Source organism: Deinococcus planocerae (genome assembly GCF_002869765.1).
GTDB lineage: Bacteria > Deinococcota > Deinococci > Deinococcales > Deinococcaceae > Deinococcus > Deinococcus planocerae.
On record NZ_PNOR01000005.1, the window covers coordinates 92,351 to 116,207 of the forward strand.

A 23,857-nucleotide genomic window follows, 5' to 3' on the forward strand; every position below is an offset into this window, starting at 1 on the left:
GATCACAAAAGGTTGTATTAATTTAATTTGGCGGAAGTTAGGTCCGCCAGGTGGCGGGCGTCGGCGAGGCGGACGAGCTGCCAGGCCTCTCCCCCTCGTTCGAGTTCGGTGAGGGCGGCGTTGCGGTGGGCGAAGCGGGACTGGGCCCAGGCGTCGGCGACGGGCAGGCCGAGGAGGGTGGCGAGGACGGCGGTGAGGGCCCCGCCGTGGGAGACGACGATAGGGGTCTCGCCTTGGGGCAGGCCGTCGAGGGCGCGGCGGAAGCGCTCGCCGACCTCCTCCAGGCTCTCGCCGCCGGGAAAGCCGAGGGTGCCGTCCTCCCTGTGCAGGGTGTGGGCGTGGGTGCGCAGGTCGTCGTAGGGGCGGCCCACCCACTCGCCGGGGTCGATCTCGTGCACGCCCTCGAGGATATGCAGCGGAACGCCGAGGGCGTCGGCGATGGGCTGGGCGGTCTGGCGGGCACGGCGGTAGGTGCTGGCGTACACGCACGGGGTGGGCAGGTTCAGGGCGGCGAAATGGGCGGCGACGAGGCGGGCCTGGGTCTCCCCCACCGGGTCGAGAGGGTCTTCGGCGCCCGTGGGTCCCCGCAGGACGCGCCGGGTGTTCGCGGCGGTCTGACCGTGGCGGACGAGGAAGAGACGGGCGGGGGGCATGGGGGCAGGCTAGCGCGGTGAGCGAACATCCGGTGCCAGGGGACGCTCCGGCCTATCCTGGGGCGTGCATTTCGACGATCTGCCCGTGTTGCCCACTTCCCCTGGCGTGTACATCTTCCGCAAGGGGGGCACGCCGATCTATATCGGCAAGGCGGTGAATCTGCGCTCGCGGGTGGGGCAGCACTTCAAGGCGGGGGGCAAGAGCGGCAAGTTCACGGCTCTGGCCGACGCGCTGGAATTCATCACCGCGCGCAACGAGGTCGAGGCCCTGGTGCTGGAGGCCAACCTCATCAAGCAGCACCGCCCGCACTACAACGTGCTGCTCAAGGACGACAAGCACTACCCCTTCCTCAAGCTCACGAACGAGGACTTCCCGATGCTGGTGGTGACCCGGCGGGTCCTCCAGGACGGGGCGAGCTACTACGGTCCCTACCCCGACGCCTCGGCGGTGCGGCGGGTCAAGCACCTGATCGACACGATGTTCCCGCTGCGCAAGAACTCGGGGCTGCCCCTCCAGAAAAAGCCGCGGCCCTGCCTGAACTACCACATGGGCCGCTGCCTGGGGCCGTGCATCGATGCCGCCGACCCCGGGGAGTACCGCCGGGTGGTGGAGGACGTGAGGGCGCTGCTCGAGGGCCGCGCCGCGCACGTGGTCGCCCGCCTGAAGGAGGACATGAAGGTCGCCGCTCGCGCGCAGGACTTCGAGCAGGCGGCCCGGCTGCGCGACCGGGTGGGGGCGGTGGAAAAGCTCTTCGGGACCGAGCAGCACGCCTACGTCGGCGGGGAGACGGACCTCGATTTCCTGGGGGTGGCGCAGGCGGGCGAGTACGCGATGGTGCAGCTCTTCCGGATGCGGGGGGGCCGGGTGGTGGGCCGCGACAAGCGTTTCCTGACGAACGCGGAGGGCGGCGGGGACGCGGGCGAGATCATCGAGGCGTTCGTGGGGGATTACTACACCCAGGCGACCCACGTGCCACCGCTGATCCTCTTGCCCGCCGAGTTCGAGGACGCGCCGGTGTGGAGCGAGTTCCTCAGCGAGCGGGCCGGGCACCGGGTGGAGATGCGGACACCCAAGCGCGGGGACAAGGCCGACCTCGTGGAAATGGCGCAGCGCAACGCCTCGGTGGGGCTGGAGTCCGAACTCGCGCTGCTCGAGCGCCGGGGCGACCACCCCGGGCTCGACGCGCTGCGCGAGGTGCTCGCCCTGCCCGAGCGGCCCTGGCGGATCGAGGGGTACGACAACTCCAACCTCTTCGGGACGAATATCGTCTCGGGGATGGTGGTGTTCGAGGGGGGGCGGGCGCGGCGCGGGGAGCACCGCCGCTTCAAGGTGAAGGGTCTGGAGCACCCCGACGACTACACGGCGATGCGGCAGACGATCCACCGCAGGTTCACGGGGTCTTTGTCCGACAAGCTGCCGCTGCCGGACCTGATCCTGATCGACGGCGGGCGGGGGCAGGTGAACGCGGCGCTGGACGCTTTACAAGAGGCGGGGGTGCGGGTGCCGGTGGTGGGACTCGCCAAGCGCGAGGAACGGATCGTCCTGCCGGGGAGGTTCGGGGCGCAGTGGTGGCTGGAGTCGGGGACCGAGGTGGGGGTGGAGCGGGAGCTGCTCCTGCCGCACACCCACCCGGCGCTGCGGGTCCTGATCGGGGTGCGCGACGAGGTGCACCACTACGCGGTGAGCTACCACCGCAAGCTGCGCGGGGAGGGGATGCTGCGCAGCGTGTTCGACGACCTGCCGGGGATCGGGCAAAAGCGCCGAGAAGCGCTGCTGGAGCACTTCACGTCGCTCGAAGACCTCGCCTCGGCGCCGGTGGAGCAGATCGCGGGGGTGCCGGGGATGAACCTCCGGGCCGCGCAGAGCGTCAAGGAGTTCCTGGCGCGGCGGGCAGAGAATTCCACGCCGGTATGACGCCCCGACGCGAAGCGCCCCCTCTGACTTGGAGGGGGCGCCGCTTCGTGGGGGTGAGGGGGAGGGTCATGCGGGACGGGGGCTGAGGTGCAAGAAGGCGAGGACGCCTTGCAGGCGGGGAGAGGGCCTGCGCTCGGGGCGGGCTTCACGGGCCTGGCGGGCGCGCTGGGCTTCGGCGCGCAGGGTCTGGAGGCGCTCCTGGCCGAGGGCGAGGTGGAGGTGGGCGTGCATGGTGGCTTCCTTTCGACCGTTCCGCGGGCCTCCGGGGGGGGGCGCCCGCTTTCCGGCTGCCCGTATGGTGCGCCCGGGGTGCCGGGACGGGCATCGGCGGTGTGGCGCAGGGGCAATCGGCGAAATGGCGGAGAGGGGAGGCGGCTCTCTGAACGTTTTGTCAGGCGGGCCGCCCCCTTGACCTGCCCGGGAGGCCCTAGAGTGACGGGATGCGCCGCCGTCTGCCCGGCCTGCTCGCCCGCCACTGGCGGCAACTCGCGCTGCTCTTCCTCGGGGTGCTGCTGCCGCTGGCGCTGTTCGCCGACCTGGCCGAGGACATCTTCCGGGAGGGAGGCTTTGCCTGGGACCGGGCGGTGCTGGGGTGGTACGCGGCGCACCGCACCCCCACCCTGACGGGGGTGGCACACGCGCTCGCGTGGCTGGGGGGGCTGGGGGGGCTGCCGCTGCTCGTCCTCGTCTTCGTGGTGGTGCTCGTGCGGCTGGGGGCGCGGGCGCAGGCGTGGTTCCTGATCGCCGCGGTGGCGGGGGCGTCGGTGCTCAATGGGCTCGCCAAGGGCGTGTTTCAGCGCCCGCGCCCGACGGGGCTGGGGGCCCTGGTGCGCGAACCCGGCTTCTCGTTTCCGAGCGGACACGCGATGAGCAACGCGGCCTTCGGGTGCGCGCTGATCCTGATCTTCTGGCGCTCGCGGGCCGGGTGGCCGGTGGCGGTGGCGGGCGGGCTGTGGGCGGTCGCGGTGGGGGCCAGCCGCAACTACCTGGGGGTGCACTACCCCTCCGACGTGCTCGCGGGCTTCGCGGCGTCGGCGGCGTGGGTGGCCGGGCTGTACCTGATTTTGTCGCGGCGCTGGTCGGCGCTGCGCAGGGCGCCGCAGGGCGAGGCGGACACGCGGTAGGCTGGGCGCATGACGACCCGCGCGCCCCGGGGCCCCTGATGGAACGGCGCTCACGCCCCGCCCCGCCCCCGCCGGACCCGGGAGAGGGGCATTCGGACGCCGCGCAGGCGCTGAGGCGCCGGGCCTACCTGGGCGCCGTGACGCTGGTGGCCCCCGCCCTGGGGGTGGTCTGGGGGTTGCAGGCCCGGCAGCCGGGGCCCGACCCCTTCGTGGTGTTCGGGCACCCCGCGCTGCTGGCGCTGTGCGCCTGGGGGGCGGCGTGGCTGCTGCGGGGGGGCGCGCTGCTCCCCGCCGAGCGGGTGGTCGCGGTGGCCGTCACGCTGGCGCTGCTCGGCAGGCTCGCCCTGGCGCTGACCGGACCGGGCGACGAGGCCTTCGGGCGGCTCAACGAGACGTGCTGGCTGCTCGTGGTGGTGGCGTGCGTGGGGTTTTTGATGTTCAGCGCCCGCCAAGGGCTGTGGGTGGCGGGGGGGCTGTACGCCCTGACGGTGCTCGCTCCCTGGGTGGCGGGAGCGGGAGAGGCGCGGCTCTTGCAGGTGCAGCTCACCTGCGGGGTGGTGCTCGCGCTGCTCTACAGCCTGGCGTGGTACCGCGAGCGCTTCCTTGCCGAGCGCGGCGAGCGCCTCTCGCTGGAGCGGCTGGCGAACACCGATCCCCTGACCGGGCTCCCCAACCGCCGGGCGCTGTACTCCGCCGTGGGGGCGCTGCTCTCCGGGGACGGGGGCGGGTGCCTGATCCTCTTTGACCTCGACCACTTCAAGCGGGTCAACGACCTGCACGGCCACGGGGCGGGCGACGAGGTGCTCGTGGGGGCCGCGAGGCGGGTGCGGGGGGCGCTGCGGGGCGGCGACCACTTCGGGCGCTGGGGCGGCGAGGAATTTCTGGTCGTGCTGCCCGGCCTGGACCTGGAGGCGGGCGCGGCGGTGGCCGAGCGGCTGCGCCTGTGCCTCGCCGCCCGGCCTTTCGGGGCGGTGGGGCGGGTCACCGCGAGTTTCGGGGTGGCGGGGGTGGGCCCCGGGGACGACCTCAGCCGCTGCACCGCCCGCGCGGACGCGGCCCTCTACCGGGCGAAGGCGGCGGGGCGCGACCGGGTGGCGTGCGAGGGCGAACCCGAGCGTGAGGGGGTGGTCTGAGCGCTCAGTCGGCGGCGGTCGCGCGCTCCCCCAGGGCGAAGGCGGCGTGGACGGCGCGGGTGGCGTGCTCGACCTGGGCCTCCTCGATGGCGACGCTGATGTTGAGCTCCGAGGAGCCCTGGCTGATCATCAGGATGTTGACGTCGCTGCCCGCCAGGGCCCCGAAGAGCCGCGCGGCGACGCCCTTCTGACCTCGCATCCCGGCGCCCACGATGGCGAGGACGGCCACGCCGCCTATGTCCTCGATCTGGAGTTCGCCGGTGCCGGACCCGCGCAGGGCGGCGAGGGTCCGTCTCGCGTCCACCCCCTGCACCGCGAGGGAAACGTTGCTCATGGAGCTCGACTGGGAGACCATCAGCAGGGTGATGTTCTCGCGGGCGATGGCGGTAAAGAGGCTGGCGACGACCTCGGGCACGCCGAGCGCCCCCGCGCCCGTCACGTTGATCAGGCTCACCCCGCGGATGGCGGTCACCGCCTTGACGGGGTGGCCGGGGTCGTCGAGGGGGTCTTCCTGCACCAGGGTGCCGGGGAAACCGGGGTCGGCGGCGCTTTTCACCCGCAGGGGGATGCCGCTTTCGCGCAGGGGCGTGACCGCCAGGGGGTGCAAGACCTTGGCGCCGAAGTAGGCGAGTTCCATCACCTCGCCGTAGCTCAGGACCTCGATGTTGCGGGCGCCCGGCACGACGCGGGGATCGGCGCTCATCACGCCGTCCACGTCCTTCCAGGCCCACACCTCGTCGGCGCCGAGGGCCTTGCCGATGATGGTCGCCGAGAAGTCGGTGCCGCCGCGGCCCAGGGTGGTGATCGCGCCCTCCTCGGTCTCGCCCATGAAGCCCGCGACGACCGGGGTGACCCCGGCGCCCAGGAGACCCCCGAGGCGCCCCTCGATCCGCCCGTCGCTGCCGGGGAGGGGGCGGGCGTTGCCGAAATGCGCGTCGGTCATGATGCCCGCCTGGCCGCCGCTGAGGTGGTGGGCGCGCACGCCCTGGCCCCCCAGCGCGAGGCTCATGAGGGGGGCGCTGAGCCGCTCGCCGAAGGCGACGATCAGGTCGCGGCTGCGCGGGGTGAGTTCGCGCAGGAGGTAGACGCCGTAGACGGCCTGCCTGAGGGTCTCGTGCAGCTCGCGGATCTCGCGCACCGCGCCGCTGTCGGGGGCGGCGCCGAGGTCCTGGGCCGCCGCGAAGTGGCGGGTGCGCATGACGGCGATCTCGTCGTTGGCGGCGGCGATGTCCCCGCCCTGGGCGGCGTCGGCGAGGCGCAACAACCCATTGGTCACGCCCGCCATCGCGGAGACGACGACCACGACCCCCACGCCGGCCTGGATGGACCGGGCCGCGAGAGAAGCGCTGTGGCGGATCGCGCCCGCGTCCTGCATGTTGGTGCCGCCGAACTTCATCACGAGGAGCGAGTGCGCCATGCCGGGCATGATAAGGCCCGCCCTCGGGGCCTGGCGGGCGGGCGGTCTGGGCAGGAGGCGGGGGGGCAGGGCCTCAGCCGGGGGGCGGGGCGGTGGTGCCCAGGGCCGCCGTCACCGCGAGCACCCCGAGGAGCAGCCCGGCCTCCAGGGAGAGGGCCGCGCGCAGGTGTCCCCGCCCGGCGAAGGCGCGCCGAACGAGCCCGGCGGCGAGCAGCCCCGCGGCGAAAAGCCCGAGCTTGAGGAGCAGGATGCGCCCGTAACCGCTCTCTCGCAGGGCGAGGGGCGAGCCCGCGTGCGCGAGGGTGAGGACGGCCCCGCTGGCGGCGAGCACCCCCACGCAGGCCAGCGCGACGGGCGTGAAGCGCCGGGCCTGGGCGGGGGTGGGGGCGGGGTGGGTGAGCAGGGCGAGGACGCCGCCCAGCCACACCCCCATCGCGCCCGCGTGCAGGGCGGTGAGGGCGCGCAGGCCCGGGCCGTGGGCGGCGCCGTGCCCGACGCCCGCCACGCCCCACAGCAGCAGGGCGGCGGGGGGCAGCAACAAGGGCGCCGCCCACCCCCGCCGCTCGGCGGCGAGGAGCAGGCCGCCGCCGAGGACCCCGGTGAGGACGGCCCGGCCCGGCCCGGCGCCCGTGACGTACGCCAGGGTGTCCCCGGGGGTGAGGAAGCCGAGGCGGGCGAGGGTCCAGCCGACCTCCAGCGCGGCCCACAGGGCGAGCAGGACCAGGCCGAGCGCGGACGGGCGGGGCGCGGGGTGGCCGGCGGTGAGAACTCGGCGGGCGAAGACCCCCCCGAGGAGGAGCAGCGTGCCCAGCGAGCCGAGCAGGTGGGCGGCGGCGAGGGCCGGGATCAAGCGGGCCTCACCGCACGCGGAAGACGGAGTGGCCGCCCACCGGGTGGCCGTCTTCCGAGAGCAGGCGCCAGACGATCAGGTAGGCCCCGGGCCGCAGCCCCGCGCGCAGGGGCACCTCGACGCGGGCGGCCATCCCGCCCCGGGTGGGGGCGGCGTCGGCGCGGGAGGCGTCGTTCCGGCGCGCGAGGGCGGCGGCGGCGGTCTGGTCCGCGTCCGCCCCGGCGGGCAGGGGCACGACCTTGAAGGTGGAAAATTTCAGGTCGACGGGCTCGCTGAAGGTCAGGGTGACCTTCTTGGGGGCCGGTACCCGGGCGTTGGCGGCGGGCGTCACCGAGGTGACCTCGGTGTGGGCGAGGGCCGAGCCGAGCAGGAGGGCGGCGAGCAGGGAAAGCAGGGGTCGCATGGGGGTCCTTTCGGTGGGGGGAGGGCGGGTCTCCTCTCCCCCGGGGGCTCACTTGAGGGTCGTCCGGCTCGCGGGGGCCTGTTCGGGGTCGCTGTCGTCCCAGAGGGCAACCGTGCCGTCGGCGTAGGTCTGGTAGACCTTCCAGCTCAGGGTTCCGGCCTGTTCTGGATTGCGCGCCTGGAAGAAGAAGCGGGCGTACTCCTGGGGCGCGACGCGGCCCCGCCAGGTCACCTCGGTGACGAGCCCGGCGCCGCTCGTCTTCACCGTTCGCAGGAAGCCGGGCGTCACCTGGAAGCGGGTGATCGTCACGCCCGGCGGAACGACGAGACGAATCTGGGTGGTGGCGACGCTTTTCTCGGTCGGCACGTGGAGGCGGTAGGTCTCGGAGGCGCCGACCCGGCTCTCGGTCAGCCCCGTCTCGGTGCGGACGGTGGCGTGCGCGGCGGCGACGGGCAGGAGCAGGGCGAAAACGAGCGGCAGGCTGCGGGTGGGCATGGGGTCTCCAGTGGATGAGGCGCGCCGCTCCGGGGCCGGAGGGCGAGGACGGAACACGGGGCACGGCGGGGCCCCCGGGGTCAACACGGCGGCACCCGCGCGGGCGCGGTCTCAGAGGAACGCGGCGGGGGGCGGCGCCCGGGCCCGGAGCCGGGTCGGCGGGCCGTGGGCGGGACGCGGCGCCGGGGCACGCGCCACGGGCGGGGCGGGCGCGGCAGGATGAAGGCCCACTCCCGGCTCGGCGGCCAGGGCGAAGGCCCCCGTCAGGCAGAACAGGCAGTGGGCCCCGTGAGGGGAGGCCGGGGGAACGGGGTGGTGCGCCTCCTCCGGCTGCCCAGCCCCCGGGCAGTGGACGGCGACTTCTCCCGCCCGGGCGGGCCGCTCTCCCCCACCCGCGACCGGACCCAGGCGCAGGGGGTACGCGAACGCGGCGGCAAGGACGAGCAGGGCCGCCAGCGTGCGCGTCAGGGGGTAGGGCCTCGGGCGGGGCACGGCGTTCAATCTAGAGTGTCGGCGGGCTGGAGGGAGGCGGAGAGGCCTACACCTGGGGCTACCATTTATTTGTATTAATTTATGTGATGGTCTCGCGCGCCGGGTGGGGTGGAGGGCCATTCACGCTTTCTTTGGTGTCCAGGACACACGAAGGCGGGGGCGTGGAGGTGGGTTACACTCGCCCATGCGTGGTGCGTCCGCGAGGGGCGGGCGGCCCGAAATTCGAGGAGGGACACCATGAAGGTAGGCATCAACGGATTTGGCCGCATCGGGCGTCTGGTCTTCCGCATCCTGGTCGAGCGGGGCGTGGAGGTCGTGGCGATCAACGACCTGACCGACAACAAGACGCTGGCGACCCTGCTGAAGTACGACTCGACCGCCGGACGTTTTAACGGCACGGTTACGTTCGACGAGGACGCGCTCACCGTCAACGGCCAGCGCATCGCCGCTCTCGCCGAGCGTGACCCCGCCGCGATCAAGTGGGGCGAGCTGGGCGCCGACATCGTGATCGAGTCGACCGGCATCTTCACCGACCGTGAGGGCGCGAGCAAGCACCTCCAGGGCGGGGCGAAGAAGGTCATCATCACCGCGCCCGCCAAGCAGGAGGACTTCGCGGTCGTGCTGGGCGTCAACGAGCAGGACTACGACCCCCAGAATCACAACATCATCTCCAACGCGAGTTGCACGACCAACAGCCTCGGCGCCCCGATGCGGGTGCTGGATGAAGCGTTCGGCATCGAGAAGGCGATCATGACGACCGTCCACTCGTACACGAACGACCAGCGGGTGCTCGACCTGCCGCACAAGGACCTCCGCCGGGCGCGCGCCGCCGCCGTGAACATCATCCCGACCAGCACGGGGGCGGCCAAGGCCGTGTCGCAGGTGTACCCCAAGCTCAAGGGCAAGTTCGACGGCACCTCGCTGCGGGTGCCCACGCCGGTCGGCTCGATCAGCGACGTGACGGTGATCCTGGGCCGCGACGTGACCCCAGGTGAGGTCAACGACGTCTTCCGCCAGGCCGCCGAGGGGCCCTACAAGAACATCATCCGCTACACCGAAGACCCCATCGTCTTGCAAGACATCGTGGGCGACCCGCACTCGGCGATCATCGACGGCGGGCTGACGATGGCGATGGGCAACCTGGTGAAGTTCTTTTCCTGGTACGACAACGAGTGGGGCTACTCCAACCGGATCGCCGACCTCGTGCAACTGGTGCAGGAAAAGGGCGTTTAAGGGGCGAAAGGCGGATGGCAGAAGGCCGAGGCTTCCCTTCTGCCATCCGCTTTGTGCCTTCGGCCACAAGGAGGAACCATGCGAACCCTCGACCAACTGGACACCCGGGGCAAACGCGTGCTCGTGCGGGTGGACTACAACGTGCCCGTCAAGGACGGGGTGGTGCAGGACGACACGCGTGTCACGGCGAGCCTGCCGACGCTGGAGCGGCTACTCTCGGGCGGCGCGTCGGTGGTGCTGATGAGCCACTTCGGGCGACCGAAGGGGGGGCCGGAGGAGAAGTACAGCCTGCGGCCCGTGGCCCCCGTGCTGGAGAGGGCGCTGGGGCGGGACGTGAGATTCATCGGCTCTCTGCCGTCGAGCGAGGAGACCTTGAAGGACGTGCAAGCTCTCAGGCCCGGCGAGGTCGCGCTGCTGGAGAACGTACGCTTCGAGGCGGGCGAGGAGAAGAACGACCCCGAGTTGGCGGGGAAGTTCGCGCGGCTGGGCGACGCCTTCGTGCTGGACGCCTTCGGGAGCGCGCACCGGGCGCACGCGTCGGTGAGCGGGGTGGCCCAGTACCTCCCGCACGCGGCGGGGCTGCTGCTCCAGACCGAGGTGGAGGCGCTGTCGCGGCTGCTGGAGAACCCGGCGCGGCCCTACGTCGTCATCATCGGCGGGGCCAAAGTGAGCGACAAGATCAAGGTGATCGAAAACCTGCTGCCGCGGGTGGACCGGATGCTGATCGGCGGCGGGATGGCGTACACCTTCATCAAGGCGCAGGGCGGGCAGATCGGTGAATCTATCCACGAGGACGACCAGTTGGGGCTCGCCCGACGGCTGCTGGACGAGTACGGCGAGCGGCTGATGCTCCCGGTGGACGTGATCGCCGCCGACCGTTTCGCGGAGGACGCGCAGACGCAGGTCGTCCCCAGCAATGCGATTCCCGACGGCTGGCAGGGGCTGGACGCGGGGCCGGAGACGGTGAAGGCGTACACGGAAGCCTTGCAGGGCGCGAAGACGGTCTTCTGGAACGGGCCGCTGGGCGTCTTCGAGTTCCCGGCCTTCGCGGGGGGCACGAACGCGATTGCGAAAGCTGTGGCGGAACTGGGCGACGACGCCTACACGGTGATCGGCGGCGGAGACTCGGTGAGTGCCATCAACAAGAGCGGGCAGGCTGAGCGGGTGAGCCACATCAGCACGGGCGGCGGGGCGAGCCTGGAGCTGCTCGAAGGCCGCGCGCTGCCGGGCGTGGAAGCGATGAAGTGAGAGCCGTCAGCGATCAGCTTTCAGCCGCATAAAGCGAGGGCTCTCGCCTACCGAAGACTGACCGCTCCCCAGGAGGAACCATGACCAAACCCAGAACCCTGCTTGCATTGAACTGGAAGATGAACAAGACGCCCACCGAGGCCAAAGCCTGGGCGCGCGACCTCGCGGGGGAGTTCACGCGGGGGAGCGCCGAACTCGCGGTGATGGCCCCGGCGATCAGCCTGCCCGGCCTCAAGGAGACGCTGCCCGGCGGCGTGGACGTGGGCGGTCAGGACGTGTCGCCGCACGAGTCGGGAGCGTACACGGGCGAGGTCAGCGCGGCGATGCTGCGGGACGTGAACGCGACCTACGTGGTCGTCGGCCACTCCGAGCGGCGCGAGTACCACGGGGAGACGGACGCGCTGGTGGCCGCCAAGGCGCGGCAGGCGCAGGCACACGGGCTCACCCCCATCGTCTGCGTCGGCGAGGGGCTGGACGTGCGCGAGCGCGGGGAGCACGTCAGTTATACGCTCGCCCAGCTCCGCGGCAGCCTGGAGGGCGTGGGCGAGAACGTGGTGATCGCCTACGAGCCCGTCTGGGCCATCGGCACGGGCAAGACGGCCACCGCCCAGGACGCGGAGGAACTCGCCGCCGCGATCCGGGAGGCGCTGCGGGAGCTGTACGGGGAAACCGCCGACAGCCTGCGGGTGCTGTACGGCGGCAGCGTCAAGCCCGACAACATCGCCTCGATCTGCGCGCAGCCCAACGTGAACGGCGCCCTGGTCGGCGGGGCGAGCCTGAAGGTGGCGGACGTGCTGGGAATGAACGACGCGCTGAGGTGAGCGCGGGTAGCCTCTCCCCCACTCAGGACAGAGTGGGGGCTGATTTCGAGATGCTAGTGAATTTTGTATTTAATTTAGGCACTGGTGATTTTTATCTTTTGACTTGACGATGACTCTTCCTGACCTTGCCCGGACGGCCCGTGCCCTCCCCGTATACTTCCGCTCATGTCATCTCTCAGCACCATCCGCGACCTCAAAGCCCATGTGGGTGAGACGGTCACCGTCCACGCCTGGCTCACCGACAAGAGCGGCAAGGGCAAGCTTCAGTTTCTGAAGCTGCGCGACGGCACCGGCTTCGTGCAGGCGACCGTTTTCAGGAACGACGTGTCCGAGGAGGTGTTCGAGGCGGCCAAACGGCTTTCTCAGGAGCAGGCGGTGACGGTCACGGGCGAGGTACGGGCCGACGAGCGGGCGCCGGGCGGGGTGGAACTCGGGGTGCGCGACCTCGCGGTGATCTCCGAGAACCCGGCGGAGTACCCCATCACGCCGAAGGAGCACGGGATCGAGTTCCTGCTCGACCACCGCCACCTGTGGCTGCGGCACCGCCGTCCCTGGGCCGTGCTGCGGGTGCGTGACTGCGTGCAGCGGGCGATTGTGGACTTTTTCCACGGCGAGGGTTTCGTGCGCTTCGACGCGCCCTTCTTCACGCCGAACGCGGCGGAGGGGACGACCGAACTCTTCGAGATCGACCTCTTCGGGGAGGACAAGGCGTACCTGTCGCAGACGGGGCAACTGCACGCCGAGGCGGGCGCCCTCGCTTTCGGGAAGGTGTACACCTTCGGGCCGACCTTCCGGGCGGAGAAGAGCAAGACGCGGCGGCACCTGCTGGAGTTCTGGATGGTGGAGCCGGAGGTGGCGCCGAGCAGCCACGTGGAGAACATGGCGCTTCAGGAGCGGTTCGTCTCGTTCCTGGTGCGCCGCGCGCTGGAGGAATGTGGGAACGAACTGGAGACGCTGGGCCGTGATTTGGAAAAGCTGCGCCCCGCCGCCGAGGGCAACTACCCGCGCGTGACGTACACCGACGCGCTGGAGATCATCCGGCGCCACATCGAGGCGGGGGACCTGCCGCCGAACGTTCAGGCCGACGTGCAGCCCGTGGAGTGGGGGGATGACCTGGGCGCCCCGCACGAAACGATCCTGGGGTATCACTTCGACCGGCCCGTGATCGTCGAGCGGTACCCGGCGGCGATCAAGGCGTTCTATATGCAGCCGGACCCCCAGGACCCGAGGCTGGCCCTCTGCGACGACATGATCGCGCCGGAAGGGTACGGCGAGATCATCGGCGGCTCCGAGCGCATCCACGACTACGAGCTTTTGAAATCCCGCATCGAGCACGAGGGGCTGCCGCTCTCGGCGTTCGAGTGGTACCTCGACCTGCGGCGGTTCGGGAGCGTGCCGCACGCGGGATTCGGGATGGGGCTGGAACGGGCGGTGGCGTGGATCACAGGGATCGATCACATCCGCGAGGCGATTCCCTTTCCCCGGATGCTGACGCGGATGGTGCCGTGAGGGAACGTCAGGGCTGCGCTAGATTGGCCGCATGATCGCCTACAGCGAGGTGAGTGCTTTCACCGACACGCCGGGGCAGGGCAACCGGGCGGGGGTCGTGCTTGGGGCCGAGGGGCTGAGCGAGGCCGAGATGCAGGCCCTGGCCGCCTTCCTGGAGGCGCCCGAGACGGTGTTCGTGACGCGGATGGGGGGCGGGCGGGTGCGGGTGCGCTACTTCACGCCGACCCGGGAGATCGAGTTCTGCGGGCACGCGACGGTGGCGCTGGGCCTGACGCTCGCGCAGCGGGGGCACTGGACGGCGGGAGACCTCGTGCTCGAAACGCTCGTCGGGCGCATTCCGCTGACCCTCGACACCGAGGCGGGGGTGCCCTCGCGGGTGTGGATGGAGCAGCGGAGCCTGGAGACGCGGCCCGCCGCGCGCGAAGTCCGGGCCGAACTCGCTGAGGCGCTGGGGGTGGACGAGCGGATGATCCACCGGGGGCTGCCGCTGGGAGTGGCGAGCACGGGGCTGTGGAGCGTGTTCGTGCCGCTGCTCGACCCCCTGATCCTCGACGGGCTGGAGCCGGACCTGCGCCGGATTCACCTGCTCAGCGACGCGTTGGACGTATGCAGCGTGTACGCCTACGCGCCGATGGGGGTCAACCGCTTCGCCGCGCGGGACTTCGCGCCCGCCGTGGGCATTCCGGAGGACCCGGTGACGGGCAGCGCGGCGGGGGCGCTGCTGGCCCTGCTCGCCCGCGAGGGGCGGCTTCCGGTGCGCGGCGACCGGGCCTGCGGCGTGGTGTACCAGGGCCACGCCATCGGCTCACCCGGAGAGGTGGAGGTCGAGGTGACGCTCGCCGGGGCGAACTCGGTGGGGTGCGTCCGGGTCGGGGGCCGCGCCACCCTCGACCGGGAGGGGTCCTGGACGCCGGGGCGGTAGCCGCCACCTGTCCAAGTTCCAGCGCCGGACGACCCGGGGGCGAAGCGTACACTGCCCCGGATGTTGGGACTTATCTGTGTGGATGTGGACGGCACCCTGATCGGGACGGGCAACACCGTGAGGGAGGACGTGTGGGCCGCGCTGGCGGACGCGCGCGCACAGGGCGTCCGCATCGCCCTGTGCAGCGGGCGGCCCGCCTTCGGCAACGCGCTGGGCTACGCGCGGCGGCTGGACCCGGACGGCTGGCACGTCTTCCAGAACGGGGCGTCCACCGTGAACGTGGGCAGCGGCGAGAGCCTCAGCGAGCCGCTGCCGGAGGAACCCCTCGCCACCCTGCTCGTGCGGGCGCGGGAGACCGGGAGGCTCCTGGAGGTCTACACGGATGACGACTTCGGGGTCACCCACCCCGGCGACCTCGCGCGGCGGCACGCCGACCTGCTGGGGGTGCCGTACACGCCGCAGGCCCCGGAGAGCCTGGTCGGCACCCGCGTCCGCGCCCAGTGGGTCGTGCCGCACGAGGAGGCCGCCGGGGTGCTGGCCGAGGCCTCCCCAGGGCTGGACGTGCATCCGGCGGGCAGCCCGGCGATGCCCGACATCCTCTTCATCAGCCTGACGCGCGCGGGCATCGGCAAGGGGAGCGCGGTCGCCCTGGTCGCCGCCCAGTACGGGGTGCCCCTCTCGCGCGTGATGATGGTAGGTGACGGCCACAACGACGTGACGGCCATGCGCGTCGTCGGCCACCCCGTGGCGATGGGCAACGCGGACGCCGAGGCGCGGGCCGCCGGGAGGTATCACGTCGCCCACGTGGACGACGGGGGACTGGCCCAGGCGGTGCGGCTGGCGTTGACGCTGTAGCCGCGCGGGGCCCAATTCTGGAGTCGGCCCTGCTTGACGCTCTCGACCGCTTTCCGGGCCCCCTCCAGGGACGGCACGGCGGCTCCGACGAGACCGAGGTCACTCAGGTAAGGTTCGGCCTGCATCGTTCCCACGTCGAGGGCCTCCTCGTGGGTGCGGTTCCAGGTCAAAGCGAAGAAGTACCACGTCGCGCTGACCTGGCGCACCGAGGCGTGAATCATGTTGTCCACGGCTCCTCCTTGAGGGGCCTGCACGCTGGGGGAGCGCGGGAGGTCAGGGACGCGGGGGGAAGGCGAGGTGGCCCTCGAAGAGGCGCAGGCTGAACTTCCTGGGCTTTTTCTCGACGAGCGTGCCCCGCATCGGCCCGTGCTGGGTGTTGACCTGCACGTCACACCGCCCGCCGTTCTGGGCGCAGGCCTCGCCCAGCGCCTCGATGTCCGTCTCCAGGGTGCCCTTGGGCAGGCTGCTGAACTCGGCGAGGATGGTCAGGCGTTTGTTGGGCGCGACGTGGTAGTTGCCCTGGAGAGTCAGCATCTCTCCACCTTAGGCGCTCCACCCGCCCGCGAATGGGGCTCCTAACCTTTACCTTTCGTTGGGGAGACCGCCCTCCTCGCGGGGCCGCACCCGCACCCCCCCGTCCGGACAAGCCCCGGAAGCGGAGGCCCGCACGATCCCCGGCATCCTGACCCTGAGATGGATGCCCGGCACCACCGACCGCGTGCACTTCGACACCCTGGGACACACCTTCACCGTCTTGCCCAGAGACGTGCAGCACGTGGGCGTCCACTCCCCGAGCCCCCTGTCGGATCTGATAGGACCCCTGCGCCAGCACGTGACGCCCAGCGTGCCTGGCACCCACCGCGCCGCCTGGGTGAACGGGGGGGGCCGCGCGGGGGACGAACCCGTACCGGAAGAGGGGCCGTGACCCGTTCGCAGGGCGCCCAGCAGTTACCGGGAAGCGTCCGGTTCCGCCCCAGCGCGCACGCCGCGTGCCAGGCCGCCGCGCCAGAACAGGTCGATGCGAAAACGCCGCGCCGTGACCCCCCTGAACCCGGCAGCTTCCAGCAGCCTGCCCATCTCCGGGACCGTGTACACCCGCACGAGTTCGCGGTCGTTGAGCGAGACGAGCCGGGTAAAGCCGGGCAGGCCGTTGGGCACGTAGTCCTGAAGGGCGAGGGTGCCCCCGGGCCGCAACACCCGCCACCACTCACGCAGGGCGACCTCTGGGTCTCGCAGGTAGTGCAGGACGTTCAGGCAGGTCACGGCGTCCACCGAGGCGTCCGGCAGCGCGAGGGCCTCTGCGGGGGAGGCGAGGAGCGTCACGCCCTGACCGGCGAGGGTGCGGGAGGCCACCTCCCGCATTCCCGCGCTGGGCTCGGCGCCGATCAGCCGCGCCTCCGGGAAGCGGGTGCGGGCGAATGCGAGCAGGGTGCCCGTGCCGCAGCCCACGTCGAGCAGGGTGCCGGACCCCAGGGGTGGCAGCGCGTCCAGCACCTCGCGGGCCGTCCGCCGGGCGTAGCGGCCCCAGAGGCGGTCGTAAGTCGCGGCGAGACGGTCGTAGGCTCCCATGAGCCGAGCGTACCCCGGGAACTGTGCCTTCGATTTCGGAAACAAGCCCGGCCTCCCCTACCACACGGTACCGGGAGGCCGGTCACAACCTCACGCCACCGGGTAGAAGAACACCGCGAAGCCCAGGATCAGGTACACGCTCAGCAGCAGCAGGCCCTCCAGCCAGTTCGTCTCCCCGTCCCGCACGACGCTGTTGGCGATGATCACGGCGCCGAAGATGGCGACGAGTTCCAGGGGCGTCACGACGAGGTTCATGGGCTGCCCGACGATCAGCCCGGCGAGGACGAGCAGCGGCGCGACGAGCAGGGCGACCTGCACGGTCGAGCCCAGGCTGATGGTCATGGAGAGGTCCATCTTGTTTCTCAGGGCGAACATGACGGCGGCGGCGTGCTCGGCGGCGTTGCCGATAATCGGAATCAGGATCAGGCCCACGAAGAACTCGGTGAGGCCGAGCGACTCGGTGGCGGCCTCCAGCGTGCCCACCAGGAACTCGGACATGAAGGCGACGGCGACGGTGGCCCCGGCGAGGGTGATCACGGCGCGCGGCACGCTCCAGAGGGGACCGCCCTCCTCGTCGTGGGCCCCCTCGTCGTCGGCGGTGGAGAGGATGTCGCGGTGGCTAACCAGGGTGAAGTAGATGTAGCCGACGTAGACGAGAATCAGGACGACGGCGGTGGCGTCGCTGAGATTCACGTCGAGGGCCGTCACCAGCTCGGGGGCCACCGCGCGCGCCGTGAGGTCGAAGACGGTGGGGATCATCAGCGCGAGCACGCTGATCACGAGCAGGCTGGAGATCGTGCCCGCCGACTTGAGGTTGAAGCGCTGCTCCTTGTACTTCAGCCCGCCCAGGAAGACGGCGGCCCCCATGACGAGCAGGAGGTTCCCCAGGATCGAGCCCACGATGCTCGCCTTGACGACCTCCAGCTTGCCCGCGCTGAGCGCGAAAAAGGCGATGATCAGCTCGGTCGCGTTGCCGAAGGTGGCGTTCAGGAGCCCGCCCACCGTGCTGCCCGTCCGCACCGCGAGCTGCTCGGTCGCCTCGCCCATGATGCCCGCGAGGGGCACGATGGCGAGGGCCGCGCTGAGAAAGATCAGGGTGGGGCTCCCGCCCGTGACCTCCAGAAAGACCGCGACCGGCAGGAAGATCAGCAAGGCGTTGAGCCACTTCATGCGGGGCAGTGTACCGGGGGGGTGAGAGAGATCACCTTCACCGGGTCCTGAGGGGCGGACCACGAAGCGCGGCGGCGTCCTCTGCTAGCCTGCGCCCGGTATGGCGACGGTCGCGGAGATGCGGGAGAGGCTGAGGCGTCCGCTCGCGGCGGAACTCGCCTCGGGCTGCGCCGACCGGGTGGTCTCGGGCGGGGTGGAGCGGCTGCTCGCCTCCCCGCTGGCGAGCCCCTTCCCCGTCGTGCGCGAGGCGCTGCGCGGGTACGCGGGGCTGGACGTGGTTCGGCGGGAGCAGGCGCTGAAAACGGCGCTGGCATCACTCGGCGGGCAGGAGAAGGAGAGGGCGGCCCCGCGTCCCCCCGTGAGGCAGGCCATCCCGACGGCGGCGCCCGGCGAGCGGCTGCCCATCGACGCCGAGATCGCGCGGCTGGACACCGGCCCCGGCGGCGCCCGCAAGCTCCAGTCCCTCGGCCTCCACGCCCTGCGTGACGTGCTGCACGCCTACCCGCACCGCCACGAGGACCGCCGCGCCCTGCCCGACCTGTCGGAGGTCGAGGAGGGGCAGAAGGTGACGGTCGAGGGGCGGGTGGTGTCGAAGGCACGGAGAACACCGAGACCGAATCTGCTCGTCTTCGACGTGACGCTGGAGACACCTGCGGGCGGGAAGGTGCGGGCGAGCTGGTTCAACCAGCCGTGGGTGGAGCGGCATCTAAAAGAGGGCTCACGGCTGGTGCTGACGGGCCGGGTGAAGAAGTTCGGTCGCTCCGTGCAGCTCGGCGTCGAGCACCTGGAGACGGTGGAGGACGCGCAGGGAAGCCTGAGCACCGGGCGGATCGTGGGCGTGTACGACTCCAAGGACGGCATCTCACAGGAGTTCCTGCGGCGGGCGGCGCACCGCGCCCTGCAAGCGGCCCCGCTCGACGACTACCTGCCCGCCCACTGGCGGCAGAAGTACGGCCTGACCGACCTCGCCGACGCGCTGTGGGGCATCCACTTCCCGACCGACGAGGCGCACCTGGAGCGGGCGACGAACCGGCTGCGCTTCGACGAGTACCTGTTTCTGGAACTCCGCGTGCTGCTTCAGGGGGAAGACGCCGTGCTCCTCGGCAAGCGGTTCCAGGCGACGGGCGAGGACATCGCGCGTTTCGAGACGGCCCTCCCCTTCTCGTTCACGAATGCCCAGCGGCGGGTGCTGCTGGAGATCACGGACGACATGCGGAGTGAAAGGCAGATGGCGCGGCTGGTGCAGGGGGACGTGGGGAGCGGGAAGACGGCGGTGGCGGCGTGTGCCCTCTACCTCGCGGTGCGGGACGGGTATCAGGGGGCGCTGATGGCCCCGACCGAGATTCTGGCGCGGCAGCACTACGCGAATCTGGTCGGCTACCTGAGCAAGCTCGACGTGCGGGTGGGCCTGCTGATCGGCGCGATGACCCCGAAGCAGAAGCTGGAGATGCAGACGCGCATCGCCGAGGGGGACGTGGACGTGGTGGTGGGCACCCAGGCGCTGATCCAGGAGAACGTGCGCTTCGACAACCTGGGCTTGGCCGTGGTGGACGAGGAGCACCGCTTCGGGGTGATGCAGCGGCGCAAGTTGCTCGCCGGGCGCCCGGACGTGCTCGTGATGTCCGCGACGCCGATTCCGCGCAGCCTCGCCCTCACGGCGTATGGGGACCTCGAACTCTCCATCATCGACGAGCTGCCGCCTGGCCGCACGCCGGTCGAGACGAAGCTGATCCAGGATACCCACCGTCAGCAAGCGTACGGCTTCGTGATGCGGCAGATTCGGGAGGGGCGGCAGGCGTTCGTGGTCACCGCCCTGATTGAGGAGAACGAGAACCTGGAGGCGCTGGCGGCGACGCAACTCGCGGACGACCTCAAGGTGATCTTGCCGGAGGCGCGCATCGACCTGTTGCACGGCAAGATGAGTGCCGCCGAGAAGGAGGACGTGATGGACCGCTTCCGGGCGGGCGAGTTCGACGTGCTGGTGTCCACCACCGTGATCGAGGTGGGGGTGGATGTGCCCAACGCGACGGTGATGGTGATCGAGAACGCCGAGCGGTTCGGGCTCTCGCAGCTTCACCAGCTCCGGGGGCGGGTGGGACGCGGCAGCGCACAGAGCTACTGCGTGTTGATCGCGGGGGAGCACTCCAAGAAGACCCGCCAGCGCCTCAAGATCATCGAGGGCTCGACGGACGGCTTTGTCATCGCGGAGGCGGACCTCAAGCTGCGTGGCCCCGGCGAGATTCGCGGCACCCGGCAGAGCGGCATCCCCGACCTGCGGCTGGGCGACCTCGCCAGCGACGTGGAGATCATCGAGCGGGCGCGCGAACTCGCCAAGCACATCCTGGCGCATGACCCCAGGCTGGAGCATCCCCGCCTCCAGTACCTGCGGAGTGAGTTGCAAAACAGGAGCCAGAGCGTCGCCTTCCGCGAGGTGATCTGAGGGGTGCCCGGAGGTCAGGAACGCCCGCGCCAGCTCGACCAAGTGCCGACGAGCAGCAGCAAGACGCCCAGCCCTGTGCCCAACGGCTCCGCTCCGGACCAATCCAGCAAGATCAGCAGCAGGCCAGCCAAACAGAGAAAGACCCCGCCCCTCAGATGGAGCAGAAGGTCGAACAGGAGCCACGCCAGGTCTCGCACACGCCACCCTGAGGACCTTCGCCTTCAAAGCGTCTGACAAGGTGGGCGTCTTTACCTCGAAGCCTTGTCATGTGACAACTCTGTGACACCCCCCTTCATACACTGAGGTCATCAGCGCAATACAACCAAGCGGGCCGGGTGAAGCCTGCGCGCCGGGAGGCTGGCTCCGAGCGGGTCAGCCTTACCTTTTGGGGGGAGGCATTGTCTTTATGCTTGCCGCGCCGTTGAATGTGCCCTCCTATGCTGGCCGAATGACGCGGGGCATGGACGGAAAGACGGTGCTCGTCACGGGCGCGACAAACGGCATCGGGCTGGTGACGGCGCGGGAGCTGGCGCGCATGGGCGCGCGGGTGGTCATCGTGGGCCGCAACCCAGAGAAGACGGCGGGGGTGGTGGCGGAGGTGGGCGCGGCGGGAACCCTGATCGCCGACCTCTCCGAACTCGCGCAGGTGAGACAGGCCGCCGCCGAGTTCCGGGAGCGGGAAGGACGGCTCGACGTGCTCGTGAACAACGCGGGGGCCCTTTACAGCCAGCGGCAGGAGACGCGCGAGGGGATCGAGACGACCTGGGCCCTCAACCACCTCGCGCCCTTCTTACTGACGCGGGCACTGCTGCCCCTGTTGCGGCAGAGTCCGGGAGCGCGGGTGGTGACGGTTTCCTCGGAGGCGCACCGCTTCGGGCGAATCCGGTTCGACGACCCGGAGTTCCGGCGCGGCTACAGCGGGTGGGGAGCGTACGGGCAGAGCAAGCTGGCGAACGCCCTGTTCGCGCGGGAACTCGCCCGGCGTGAGCCCGGCATACAAAGCAACGCCCTGCATCCCGGCATGGTGAGAAGCGGGTTCGGGCAGAACAACACGGGCCAGAGCCAACTGCTGTGGCGGGTCTTCAACCTCTTCGCCATCTCCCCCGAGCAGGGCGCCCGGACGAGCATCCGCCTCGCCAGCGACCCTACCATCACCGTGAGCGGGCGCTACTTCGCCAAGGAGCGGGAGGCCCGCCCCGCCCCGCAGGCCCTCGACGACGGGGCGGCGCTGCGGCTGTGGGAGCTGAGCGAGGAGGACGTGGGGGGCGCTGGGGCGCCGTAAGTGGGAAGTGGTCAGTGGTGAGTGGGAAAGGATCGAGCCCACTGACCACTGACCACGAGCCACTTACCAGACCGCAGCGTGCCCGTCCGTCCGGCTCTCGGTGCCGCCCTCCAGCACGCCGGTCACGGGGTCGCGGCGGATGATCTGGCCCCGCCCGAAGGAGCCCGCCTCAAGCTGCACCCGCACGTCGTGGCCGCGGGCGGCGAGGGCGCGGGCCAGGTCGGCGCCGAGGGCGTGTTCGACCTCCACCGCCCTGCCTTGAAGCCACTGCCAGCGCGGCGCGTCGAGGGCCTGCTGGGGGTTCATGCCGTAGCGGACCATGTTCAGCACAGTCTGGAGGTGGCCCTGGGGCTGCATGAAGCCGCCCATCACGCCGAAGGGGCCGACCGGGGTGCCGTCCGCCCGCGACAGGAAGCCGGGAATGATGGTGTGGTAGGGCCGCTTGCCCGGCGCGAGGGCGTTGGGGTGCGCGGGGTCGAGGTGAAAGTTGTGGCCGCGGTTGTGCAGGGCGATCCCGGTGCCGGGCACGACCACGCCGCTTCCGAAGCCCATGTAGTTGCTCTGAATCAGGCTCACCATGCCGCCCTCCCCATCGGCGGCGGCGAGGTAGACAGTCCCGCCCGTACTCGGCGCGCGGGTGGCGGGGTCGTGGGCCACGTCGCCGAGGAAGGCGCGGTGGGCGGCGGTGTTCTCGGAGCCGAGAAGGCGCTCCACATCGACGGGGACGTGACGGGGATCACCCACGTAGGTGTGGGCGTCGTGGAACCCGCGCTTCATCGCCTCGATCTGGAGGTGGAGCCCGTCGGGGTCCTCACGCCGGTCGGGGAGGTCCACGCCATTCAGCACGTTGAGGGCGATCAGCGCCGCGATGCCCTGGCCGTTGGGCGGAATCTCGTGGACGAGGTGGTCGCCGTAGCGGGCGTGGATGGGCGTGACCCACTCGGAGCGGTGGGCGGCGAGGTCGGAGGCCCGCAGTAGCCCGCCGGTCGCGCGGGCGTGGGCGTCCATACGTTCGGCGAGTTTGCCCTCGTAGAAAGTCGCGCCGTGAGAGGCGGCGATGCTTTCCAGGGTCCGGGCGTGGCCCTCGCTGCGCCACAGTTGGCCGGGGGCGGGGGCGAAGCCGTCCGGGGCGAAGACGCGGAACCACTCCTCCATGACGGGGAGGTTCAGCCGCCCGTAGATCTGGATCGCCCGCGCCCAGTTCGCGGCGAGGACGGGCGAGAGGGGGTAGCCGTCGCGCGCGTACGAGACGGCGGGGGCGAGCACCTGTTCGAAGGGCAGCCGTCCGAAGCGGGCGTGGAGGTCGGCCCAGCCGCGCACCGCGCCGGGGACGGTAACGGGGGTCCAGCCGTGACGGGGCATCTCCCCTCCCCCGAGCACGTCCAGGGAGAGGGCGGCGGGCGCGGCGCCGCTGGCGTTCAGGCCGTGCAGCTCGCCCCCCGCCCACACCAGCGCGAAGAGGTCTCCGCCGATGCCGTTGCTCGTCGGCTCGACCACCGTCAGGGCGGCGGCGGTGGCGACGGCGGCGTCCACGGCGTTGCCCCCGGCCTGGAGGACGCTCAGGCCCGCCTGCGCCGCGAGGGGTTGCGAGGTCGCCACCATCCCTCGGCGGGCGTAGACGGGGCGGCGGACGGTGGGGGAGTCGGGCTGGAAGGTCATGCGCGCTCCCTCAGGAAGAGACTTCCCACCGTGCGGATGAAGGCGTCGCGGCGCTCCAATTCCTCGGGCGCGTACCGCTCGCGGAGCAGCCGGTCTTTGAAGTCGGCCACGCTCTCCCCCGCCGGGACGGGCCAGGATTCGAGGGGGGTGCAGGCGATGGTCTGGTCCTCGCCCCACACCCACTCCGGGTTGACGGGGAGACTGGCCCGCGCGGCCTCCAGCGGCCAGGTCGCGTCCACCACCATGTCCCCCTGCGGCGCGTGGACGATCAGGTAGTTGTGTACGTCCACGACGGGCCGCCCGCCGCTCAGGGCGACGAGTTCGGGCGGGGCGGCGGGGGGCGGAGTGATCTCCTGGGTGCAGGCGACGACGGTGCTCTCCATACCGCGCTCGGCGAGGAGGGCGGCGAGGAGTTCGTGCTTGGTAGAGCAGGTGCCGCGCCACCCGCGGACGATGCCCGCCGGGTCGTGGGTGTCCGCGCGGGCGTAGGGCAGGTCGCGGACGAGGGCGAAGACTTCGGGAATCTCGGGGAGGGGCGCGCCCGGGTCACGCAGCCCCCGGGCGGCGGCTTCCTCGTGGAGGAGCCGGGTGAGGGGCAGGTCGGGGGTCACAGAGGGCAGGGTAACGCAAGCGCGCCCCAGCCTGTGGGGGCCGGGGCGCGGACGGG

25 protein-coding genes are annotated in these 23,857 nt (G+C 71.3%); 12 read left to right on the forward strand and 13 right to left on the reverse strand.

Annotated elements, in window-relative coordinates; genetic code table 11:
- Positions 1-17 precede the first annotated feature (17 nt).
- Positions 18-653: a histidine phosphatase family protein gene (locus tag A7B18_RS04175; RefSeq protein WP_102125422.1), complete on the reverse strand. Its 636-nt coding sequence runs from the start codon at positions 651-653 to the stop codon at positions 18-20.
- A gap of 64 nt (positions 654-717) precedes the next feature.
- Here A7B18_RS04175 and uvrC point away from each other — a divergent pair, with 64 nt between their 5' ends.
- The gene (gene uvrC / locus A7B18_RS04180) at positions 718-2,568 is read left to right on the forward strand and encodes an excinuclease ABC subunit UvrC (protein WP_102125424.1); all 1,851 of its coding nucleotides are present in this window, start codon (positions 718-720) and stop codon (positions 2,566-2,568) included.
- Positions 2,569-2,634: 66 nt separating this feature from the next.
- On the opposite strand, the gene A7B18_RS21855 is transcribed toward uvrC, so the two are convergent.
- Positions 2,635-2,799 (reverse strand): hypothetical protein, encoded by a 165-nt coding sequence (locus tag A7B18_RS21855; RefSeq protein WP_180970013.1) that lies wholly within the window; start codon positions 2,797-2,799, stop codon positions 2,635-2,637.
- A gap of 209 nt (positions 2,800-3,008) precedes the next feature.
- Between A7B18_RS21855 and A7B18_RS04185 the strand changes: the two genes are divergently transcribed.
- Together A7B18_RS04185 and A7B18_RS04190 are read left to right on the forward strand one after the other, a co-directional pair.
- Positions 3,009-3,692 carry a phosphatase PAP2 family protein gene (locus tag A7B18_RS04185; protein WP_102125425.1) on the forward strand — a complete coding sequence of 228 codons (684 nt, stop codon included), beginning with the start codon at positions 3,009-3,011 and terminating at the stop codon, positions 3,690-3,692.
- Positions 3,693-3,730: 38 nt separating this feature from the next.
- A complete protein-coding gene (locus tag A7B18_RS04190) occupies positions 3,731-4,825 on the forward strand; it encodes a GGDEF domain-containing protein (protein ID WP_102125427.1) in 1,095 nt (364 codons plus the stop codon).
- 4 nt (positions 4,826-4,829) lie between these two features.
- Here A7B18_RS04190 and A7B18_RS04195 read toward each other — a convergent pair whose 3' ends face one another.
- The 5 genes from A7B18_RS04195 to A7B18_RS04215 all read right to left on the reverse strand — a co-directional run bounded on the left by A7B18_RS04195 (position 4,830) and on the right by A7B18_RS04215 (position 8,482).
- Positions 4,830-6,242: an aspartate kinase gene (locus tag A7B18_RS04195; RefSeq protein WP_102125487.1), complete on the reverse strand. Its 1,413-nt coding sequence runs from the start codon at positions 6,240-6,242 to the stop codon at positions 4,830-4,832.
- 73 nt (positions 6,243-6,315) lie between these two features.
- Positions 6,316-7,092, reverse strand: coding sequence for a CopD family protein (locus A7B18_RS04200; RefSeq protein WP_245872736.1), 777 nt, complete (start codon positions 7,090-7,092; stop codon positions 6,316-6,318).
- Positions 7,093-7,099: 7 nt separating this feature from the next.
- Positions 7,100-7,495 (reverse strand): copper resistance CopC family protein, encoded by a 396-nt coding sequence (locus tag A7B18_RS04205; RefSeq protein ID WP_102125428.1) that lies wholly within the window; start codon positions 7,493-7,495, stop codon positions 7,100-7,102.
- Positions 7,496-7,543: 48 nt separating this feature from the next.
- Positions 7,544-7,990 carry a DUF1775 domain-containing protein gene (locus A7B18_RS04210; RefSeq protein WP_102125430.1) on the reverse strand — a complete coding sequence of 149 codons (447 nt, stop codon included), beginning with the start codon at positions 7,988-7,990 and terminating at the stop codon, positions 7,544-7,546.
- A 111-nt stretch (positions 7,991-8,101) separates the two neighbouring features.
- The gene (locus A7B18_RS04215; protein ID WP_146009454.1) at positions 8,102-8,482 is read right to left on the reverse strand and encodes a hypothetical protein; all 381 of its coding nucleotides are present in this window, start codon (positions 8,480-8,482) and stop codon (positions 8,102-8,104) included.
- A 237-nt stretch (positions 8,483-8,719) separates the two neighbouring features.
- Between A7B18_RS04215 and gap the strand changes: the two genes are divergently transcribed.
- From gap to A7B18_RS04245, 6 genes are all read left to right on the forward strand, one after another.
- Positions 8,720-9,715 carry a type I glyceraldehyde-3-phosphate dehydrogenase gene (gap, locus tag A7B18_RS04220; protein ID WP_102125433.1) on the forward strand — a complete coding sequence of 332 codons (996 nt, stop codon included), beginning with the start codon at positions 8,720-8,722 and terminating at the stop codon, positions 9,713-9,715.
- 78 nt (positions 9,716-9,793) lie between these two features.
- Positions 9,794-10,963 (forward strand): phosphoglycerate kinase, encoded by a 1,170-nt coding sequence (locus A7B18_RS04225; protein ID WP_180970014.1) that lies wholly within the window; start codon positions 9,794-9,796, stop codon positions 10,961-10,963.
- A gap of 80 nt (positions 10,964-11,043) precedes the next feature.
- Positions 11,044-11,784: a triose-phosphate isomerase gene (tpiA, locus tag A7B18_RS04230; protein WP_102125435.1), complete on the forward strand. Its 741-nt coding sequence runs from the start codon at positions 11,044-11,046 to the stop codon at positions 11,782-11,784.
- Positions 11,785-11,949: 165 nt separating this feature from the next.
- Positions 11,950-13,293 carry an asparagine--tRNA ligase gene (asnS, locus tag A7B18_RS04235; RefSeq protein ID WP_102125436.1) on the forward strand — a complete coding sequence of 448 codons (1,344 nt, stop codon included), beginning with the start codon at positions 11,950-11,952 and terminating at the stop codon, positions 13,291-13,293.
- Between the two features lie 31 nt (positions 13,294-13,324).
- Positions 13,325-14,215 carry a PhzF family phenazine biosynthesis isomerase gene (locus A7B18_RS04240; RefSeq protein WP_102125437.1) on the forward strand — a complete coding sequence of 297 codons (891 nt, stop codon included), beginning with the start codon at positions 13,325-13,327 and terminating at the stop codon, positions 14,213-14,215.
- A gap of 60 nt (positions 14,216-14,275) precedes the next feature.
- On the forward strand, positions 14,276-15,070 hold the full coding sequence (locus tag A7B18_RS04245; protein WP_102125438.1) for a Cof-type HAD-IIB family hydrolase: 795 nt from the start codon (positions 14,276-14,278) through the stop codon (positions 15,068-15,070).
- Here A7B18_RS04245 and A7B18_RS04250 read toward each other — a convergent pair.
- Together A7B18_RS04250 and A7B18_RS04255 are read right to left on the reverse strand one after the other, a co-directional pair.
- Positions 15,007-15,300: a hypothetical protein gene (locus tag A7B18_RS04250; RefSeq protein ID WP_102125439.1), complete on the reverse strand. Its 294-nt coding sequence runs from the start codon at positions 15,298-15,300 to the stop codon at positions 15,007-15,009. The genes A7B18_RS04245 and A7B18_RS04250 overlap by 64 nt on opposite strands.
- A 43-nt stretch (positions 15,301-15,343) precedes the next feature.
- Entirely contained in the window at positions 15,344-15,604 is a 261-nt protein-coding gene (locus A7B18_RS04255; RefSeq protein WP_102125440.1) for a hypothetical protein, read from the reverse strand.
- A gap of 58 nt (positions 15,605-15,662) precedes the next feature.
- On the opposite strand from A7B18_RS04255, the gene A7B18_RS04260 reads away from it, so the two are divergent.
- Positions 15,663-15,995, forward strand: a complete 333-nt coding sequence (locus A7B18_RS04260; RefSeq protein ID WP_245872737.1) for a hypothetical protein — start codon at positions 15,663-15,665, stop codon at positions 15,993-15,995.
- Between the two features lie 23 nt (positions 15,996-16,018).
- On the opposite strand, the gene A7B18_RS04265 is transcribed toward A7B18_RS04260, so the two are convergent.
- Both A7B18_RS04265 and cax read right to left on the reverse strand, forming a co-directional pair.
- Entirely contained in the window at positions 16,019-16,639 is a 621-nt protein-coding gene (locus A7B18_RS04265; protein WP_102125443.1) for a class I SAM-dependent methyltransferase, read from the reverse strand.
- Between the two features lie 90 nt (positions 16,640-16,729).
- Entirely contained in the window at positions 16,730-17,809 is a 1,080-nt protein-coding gene (cax, locus tag A7B18_RS04270) for a calcium/proton exchanger (RefSeq protein WP_102125444.1), read from the reverse strand.
- Positions 17,810-17,909: 100 nt separating this feature from the next.
- Between cax and recG the strand changes: the two genes are divergently transcribed.
- Both recG and A7B18_RS04285 read left to right on the forward strand, forming a co-directional pair.
- Positions 17,910-20,249 (forward strand): ATP-dependent DNA helicase RecG, encoded by a 2,340-nt coding sequence (gene recG / locus A7B18_RS04275; protein WP_102125446.1) that lies wholly within the window; start codon positions 17,910-17,912, stop codon positions 20,247-20,249.
- A gap of 448 nt (positions 20,250-20,697) precedes the next feature.
- A complete protein-coding gene (locus tag A7B18_RS04285) occupies positions 20,698-21,531 on the forward strand; it encodes an SDR family oxidoreductase (protein WP_102125450.1) in 834 nt (277 codons plus the stop codon).
- 63 nt (positions 21,532-21,594) lie between these two features.
- On the opposite strand, the gene A7B18_RS04290 is transcribed toward A7B18_RS04285, so the two are convergent.
- Both A7B18_RS04290 and A7B18_RS04295 read right to left on the reverse strand, forming a co-directional pair.
- A complete protein-coding gene (locus A7B18_RS04290) occupies positions 21,595-23,190 on the reverse strand; it encodes a gamma-glutamyltransferase family protein (protein ID WP_102125452.1) in 1,596 nt (531 codons plus the stop codon).
- Positions 23,187-23,801 carry a hypothetical protein gene (locus A7B18_RS04295; protein WP_102125454.1) on the reverse strand — a complete coding sequence of 205 codons (615 nt, stop codon included), beginning with the start codon at positions 23,799-23,801 and terminating at the stop codon, positions 23,187-23,189. The genes A7B18_RS04290 and A7B18_RS04295 overlap by 4 nt, the downstream gene beginning before the upstream one ends.
- Between the last annotated feature and the right edge of the window lie 56 nt (positions 23,802-23,857).

Bases quoted from the DNA above. Each gene is read 5' to 3' on its own strand.
- A7B18_RS21855 (WP_180970013.1), bottom strand. From the start codon at position 2,799: ATGCACGCCCACCTCCACCTCGCCCTCGGCCAGGAGCGCCTCCAGACC.
- A7B18_RS04175 (WP_102125422.1), bottom strand. From the start codon at position 653: ATGCCCCCCGCCCGTCTCTTCCTCGTCCGCCACGGTCAGACCGCCGCG.
- A7B18_RS04255 (WP_102125440.1), bottom strand. From the start codon at position 15,604: ATGCTGACTCTCCAGGGCAACTACCACGTCGCGCCCAACAAACGCCTG.
- A7B18_RS04195 (WP_102125487.1), bottom strand. From the start codon at position 6,242: ATGGCGCACTCGCTCCTCGTGATGAAGTTCGGCGGCACCAACATGCAG.
- cax (WP_102125444.1), bottom strand. From the start codon at position 17,809: ATGAAGTGGCTCAACGCCTTGCTGATCTTCCTGCCGGTCGCGGTCTTT.
- A7B18_RS04210 (WP_102125430.1), bottom strand. From the start codon at position 7,990: ATGCCCACCCGCAGCCTGCCGCTCGTTTTCGCCCTGCTCCTGCCCGTC.
- tpiA (WP_102125435.1), top strand. From the start codon at position 11,044: ATGACCAAACCCAGAACCCTGCTTGCATTGAACTGGAAGATGAACAAG.
- gap (WP_102125433.1), top strand. From the start codon at position 8,720: ATGAAGGTAGGCATCAACGGATTTGGCCGCATCGGGCGTCTGGTCTTC.
- A7B18_RS04185 (WP_102125425.1), top strand. From the start codon at position 3,009: ATGCGCCGCCGTCTGCCCGGCCTGCTCGCCCGCCACTGGCGGCAACTC.
- recG (WP_102125446.1), top strand. From the start codon at position 17,910: ATGGCGACGGTCGCGGAGATGCGGGAGAGGCTGAGGCGTCCGCTCGCG.
- asnS (WP_102125436.1), top strand. From the start codon at position 11,950: ATGTCATCTCTCAGCACCATCCGCGACCTCAAAGCCCATGTGGGTGAG.
- A7B18_RS04265 (WP_102125443.1), bottom strand. From the start codon at position 16,639: ATGGGAGCCTACGACCGTCTCGCCGCGACTTACGACCGCCTCTGGGGC.
- A7B18_RS04285 (WP_102125450.1), top strand. From the start codon at position 20,698: ATGACGCGGGGCATGGACGGAAAGACGGTGCTCGTCACGGGCGCGACA.
- A7B18_RS04245 (WP_102125438.1), top strand. From the start codon at position 14,276: ATGTTGGGACTTATCTGTGTGGATGTGGACGGCACCCTGATCGGGACG.
- A7B18_RS04240 (WP_102125437.1), top strand. From the start codon at position 13,325: ATGATCGCCTACAGCGAGGTGAGTGCTTTCACCGACACGCCGGGGCAG.
- A7B18_RS04190 (WP_102125427.1), top strand. From the start codon at position 3,731: ATGGAACGGCGCTCACGCCCCGCCCCGCCCCCGCCGGACCCGGGAGAG.
- A7B18_RS04225 (WP_180970014.1), top strand. From the start codon at position 9,794: ATGCGAACCCTCGACCAACTGGACACCCGGGGCAAACGCGTGCTCGTG.
- A7B18_RS04290 (WP_102125452.1), bottom strand. From the start codon at position 23,190: ATGACCTTCCAGCCCGACTCCCCCACCGTCCGCCGCCCCGTCTACGCC.
- A7B18_RS04205 (WP_102125428.1), bottom strand. From the start codon at position 7,495: ATGCGACCCCTGCTTTCCCTGCTCGCCGCCCTCCTGCTCGGCTCGGCC.